Here is a 4,919-nt window from a genome sequence, read left to right on the forward strand (position 1 = left end):
TACGTCCGGCGATCCAGCGAGACCTGGGCCGGGACCACCGGGGCTCCCTCCGACTCCACGAGGACCGCCGCGGGGGTCGAGGGGAGCTCGACGAGCACGAAGGACCCTGGGGGGACCTCGACGACCTCCGGCATGACCTCCTCCGAGCCCAGGATCGACACCCTGACCTGGGCCGCCCCGCCCCCCGGGTTCTGGAGCACCAGGGCCGCCGGCCCACCCTCGGGCGGAGTGGCCGGCAGCGCCACCCATCGGTTCGCGCCGACCGGGGCTCCTCCCGTGGCGGCCAGGTCGCCCGGCTCGGGCTCCCGCGGCTCCGGAGGCTCCTCCCGTCCGTCCTCCCCACCCTGGCCACCGCCGCCCTGGCCCCCGCCCCGACGCTCCCGCCGCGGCACCGGGGCCGGCTCCGGCGCAGGAGGGACGAGCAGGCGGCCCGCCAGCAAGGGCGCGGCGCCCTCGCCCTGGACCAGGACCCCGCCTGCCTCCGCGGGGAGATCGAACGTGGCCGACGAATGGCCGGCCACCGATTCCAGGTCGACCAGGGGCGCCGGCCCGGCCGCGCTCAGAACATCGGCCCGGAACGCAGCGTCGTCGGCGGGCGCCGACACCACCAGCCGGCCGGCGGCGACATCGCCGGCCCCGGGAAGGACCCACGAGCCGCTCACGACCGGCGTTCCGACGACCGTGCGGACGCCGGCCGTGGACACGTTGACCCCGCCGACCACCACGCGACCGAGGTGGGCCTCGACGGCGGCGGCCACCCCGGGCTCCCCCAGTGCGAACCGGCCCACCGAGACCGCCTTGACCTGACCGGGGTCGAGGACCAGGCCCCGGAGCCGTCCGTGGCTGATCGGTCCGGCCTCGGCGAGCAGGCGGACGTCGATCACCGCCTCGGACCCGAACGGGTTGTGGATCAGCACGGTGGCGTCCTGACCCCTGAGGGTGCTGGCCTCCGGTACGAACCACCGCGCTGCCGGTCGATCGGCGCACGGCTCGGCGCCCACCCCTCCCTCCCCGTCCGGACGGGCCGTGACCATCCCGGCCGCCACCGGCGACCCGAAGAACTCCACCACGGTCGCCGAGGCCATCTCCGCGGCGGGGACCTCGACGTAGACGTGGGTCCCCGGGGCCACCGTGGAGGCCACCGTCTGCGGCGGGCCGGCCCCGGTCCTGCTCGTCAAGACGACGTCGGTGGGAACCTCGGCGGGATTCGCCATCACGATCCACGCCCGCCATCCCTGGCCGCCGCCGTGGGGACAGTACCGGGCGCCGGACACGCCAGGTGGCGCGAACGAGGGCGCCCGTGGCGCTGCCCCGATCCGGCGCTCCATGGCGAAACCACCGGCCACGACCGTGGCCGCGAGGGCCACCGCCACCAGGAGCCGTATCCGCGCGGTCATGCCCGGCTCACCTCGCGCACGGCCGGGAGGTCGCCGGTCGCCGTGGCCACCGGGCGTCGGACCACCCGTTCCTCCCGCCTCCGGACCGTCCACAGCGAGACGGCCCACAGGAGGGCCAGCGCCGCGAGCTCGATCGTCCGCCGCGACCCGTCCTCGAACGTGACCGTGACCGGACCCGGTCGGCCCTCGAACGCCAGGGCCCAGCCGAACGCGGGGAACGGCTCAGCCTCCCCCGTGGGCGAGCGAGCCCGCCACCGGGGATCGAAGCGGTCCGCCACGAGCACCAGCGAGACGCCCCCCTCGGGGACCGTGCCGGTGAGCACCTCGGGGCCACCCTGGAGCCTGCCGGCGGTGGCCCCGTTCACGTGGGCCGCCGCCAGGAGTGAGTCCGACCGAGCGGCGGCCACCGCGGCCTCGCCGGGGATCACGGCGGCCGACGGCACCGCCCGGGCGTTCCGATAGATCGAAAGGCCACCGGCCCGCTGCACCAGGTCGAGGTCGACCTGCTCCGCCAACCCCCGAGCGGCGACGGACGGGAGCCGCTCCTCGCCGGCCACGACGTACCGGATGCCCATGGGCCCGAGCAGGGCGCCCGCGTGACTGACCCTTCCCTCAAGCATCGCGGTCAGAGTGGCCTCCACCCTCGCCAGTGCCGCCTCGTCGGGAGGGAGCCCGATGGCCAGGAGCGACCGGCCCGCCCGGCCCGTCACGCCGTAGGCGACCTCGGCCCCCCCGGCGACGGCCACTCCCTCGGGGTCGCCACCGGGCGGCGGGAACGGAAGGCCGTCATCGGCGGCGAGCCACAACACCCGGAAGGGGGTCCCCGGCTCCGTCGAGGTCACCACCGGCCAGGCCGGGGCCACCCGCTCCTCACCGACCGCCCAGTCCCCTGCGAGGATCCGGACCGCCTGACCGGCGAGGCCCAGCATCAGGACCGCGGTCGTCAGCACGGCCACGATCTGCGGGGTCCCGAACGCGGCCCGGCGGACCCCGTGGGGCATCCCCGCCGCGCCCAGTCCGACCAGGATCGCCAGCGACAGCGCCGCTGCGACCAGATACGGCACCGGCTCGTCGACCGGAGCGGGGAGCCACTCGGCGGCGGCGAGCCACGCGAGCGGGACCCCGGCGGTCGACGTGAGCAACGCCCGCCACGCGGCCCGCCGCTCCGACGCGACGGCGAACGCCAGCATGCCGGCCACCGGGAGGAACGCGGCCGTCACCCCGGATCCGGGACCCGGCCCCGGTGCCAGCAGGAGCAGGTCGGCGAACCGGGCCCGGGCGGGAGGGCCGGCGGTTCCGCCTCCCCCGACCAGCGTGACCACGAAGGGGGACAGGAGGACGGCGGCCACCACTCCGACGGCCAGGGTGAGGAGGACCCCACGCGTCCGGCTCCCCCGCGCTTCGGGGATCACCAACAGCGGCAGCGCCCCGAGCGCCACCGCGATCCAGGCGGTGGGTTCGAACGCCACCATCACTGCCAGCGCCATCCCGGTCCCCACGACCCACCGGAGGGGGCGGGCCGGTCCTCCGGCGGCGAACGCGTTCACCAGCCGGGACGCCACCAGCGGGAGGAGCGCGAGCATGACGATCACCGAGACCCGGCCCTCGGACGCCGCCCACAGCGCCGGTGCGGCCGCCGCGTACGACGCCGCGGCCACAGCGGCGGGCCCGGGACCCGGACCGAGCCGGCGGACCGCGACGTAGCACGAGACGCCGGCCGCGACGGGGCCCAGGGCGACCAGCAACCTCCCGAGCAGATCGGGATTGCCGAGCGCGAGGAAGCTCCCCACGCCCAGCGGGACCAGGGCCGGGCTGGACAGCTCGGGACCGCCGAACCCGGTTGGTCGCCAAGCCGACCCGAATGCCTCGAAGAACGACGCCGCGGTCGGAGGGAACGTCGGGAACGCGCCGCCCTCGATGGTCGGGACGAACAGGACGTCACGGAACGCCACCAGCGTGACGACGACGGCGCCGATCCAGGCGATGGCCACCGGGTGGTCGGTCACCACCGACGCCACGCGCTCGCGGAGCGGCGGCGCTTCAAGCTCCTCCCCCTCCTCCACTTGGGCCGCTCGCGCCCCGACGAGCATGCTCGAGGCCTGGGTGGCCCACCGCTGGAGCCGGGTCCCCGCCGGCGACATGAACCGCCCGATCTCACGGTCCGAGACGCGCCGAGCGCGCTGGGCCCGGAACCGACGGGAGATCGTTCCGGGCAGGCGGGCCACGTTCCACCCCCACGCGGCCAGGATCTCCCCGGCCCTGTCGAACCGGCGGCCCAGGAGATACAGGACCAGCCGGCCCAGGCCCTGGATCGCGTACAGCGGCAGGACCCAGGCCAGCGTCCACCACCGGTAGTTGACGAGGATGGCGGCCAGGGCCGCCCGCTCGGTCTCGTACCTGGGCCGGTGCTCCGGCCCACCGCCTCGCTCCCCGCGGAACCCGGCCATCCGGTGCACGGCCACCGCCCGGGGCGTCACCAGCACGCGGTACCCGGCCAGCCGAACCCGCCAGCAGAAGTCGAGATCGTCCGGCGCGGGAGCGAGGCGGTCGTCGGGTGGGCCCACCCGGTCCAGGGCTTCCCGGGATACCAGCATCACCGCAGAGGAGGCCACCAGCACCTCCCGAGGCGCGTCGTACTGACCCTGATCGATCTCCCCCTCCTCGAGCGGCGAGTGCGGATAGCCGAACCGATCCGTGCTGAACCCCACCTCGAGGAGCACGCGCCCGTCCCAGTCCAGGATCTTCGGCCCGACCACGCCGGCTCCCTCGACGCGACCGGCCTCCTCCACGAGCCGAGCCACCGCGTGGGGGGCCAGCGCCACGTCGTCGTGGAGGAAGAGAAGGAAGTCCGACCCGCGCGCCGCGGGGATCTCCAGCGCCCGGCGGATCGAGCCAGCGAAGCCGGCATCCTCGTCGAGCCGGATCACGCGCCGGGCCCCCAGGGCCCCCTCCAGGAGCTCCGCCGAACCGTCGGTGGAGGCGTTGTCGACCCCGAGCACCCCGAGCCGCGGATGGCTCTGCCGGGCCAGCGACCGCAGGGTCCGCGGCAACCATGCGGCCCCGTTGCGCGCGACGAGCACGGCCAGGACGGTCGGAACCTCGGTCTGCATCGGCGGGGGCCTAGCCTAACGGTCGGGGGCCGGGCCGCGAAAACGAAGGAGGGGGGCTGGGTGCCCCCCTCCGATCGTGTGTGACCTCGAGGACTACTTCTTCTTCCTCGAGGTCGCCCGCCTGGTCGTCTTCCGCGCCGTGGCCCGCTTCCTGGGCCGCCGAGCCGCCGTCGTCTTCTTCCGACGACTGGTCGACTTCCTGCGCGCGGTCGTCCTCTTGGCGGTCGTCCGCTTCCGCGACGTCGTCTTCCGCCTCGCCGTCGACTTTTTCCGGCCCGTGGACTTCCGAGCCGTCGACTTCCTGCGGCCCGTCGACTTCCGTGCGGCGGTCTTCCGCCGAGCGGTCGTCCGCTTCCGCGCCGTGGTCTTCCTCGCGGTGGTCTTCCTCCTCCGCGCCGGCGCTTTCTTTCGA

At 75.3% G+C, this 4,919-nt stretch carries 3 protein-coding genes; 1 reads left to right on the forward strand and 2 read right to left on the reverse strand.

The genetic code is table 11. The features are described 5' to 3' along the window. Positions 1-1,397: DUF5719 family protein (locus VF468_18005; GenBank protein HEX5880185.1), on the reverse strand; the 1,397-nt coding region annotated here is incomplete at its 3' end. Then, positions 1,394-4,507: a glycosyltransferase family 2 protein gene (locus tag VF468_18010; GenBank protein HEX5880186.1), complete on the reverse strand. Its 3,114-nt coding sequence runs from the start codon at positions 4,505-4,507 to the stop codon at positions 1,394-1,396. The genes VF468_18010 and VF468_18005, both read right to left, overlap by 4 nt. A gap of 76 nt (positions 4,508-4,583) precedes the next feature. Here VF468_18010 and VF468_18015 point away from each other — a divergent pair. After that, positions 4,584-4,919: hypothetical protein (locus VF468_18015; GenBank protein ID HEX5880187.1), on the forward strand; the 336-nt coding region annotated here is incomplete at its 3' end.

It is taken from the genome of Actinomycetota bacterium (genome assembly GCA_036280995.1).
GTDB lineage: Bacteria > Actinomycetota > CALGFH01 > CALGFH01 > CALGFH01 > CALGFH01.

Excerpts from the sequence above, each read along its gene's own strand:
- VF468_18010 (HEX5880186.1), bottom strand. The coding sequence starts at position 4,507 with ATGCAGACCGAGGTTCCGACCGTCCTGGCCGTGCTCGTCGCGCGCAAC.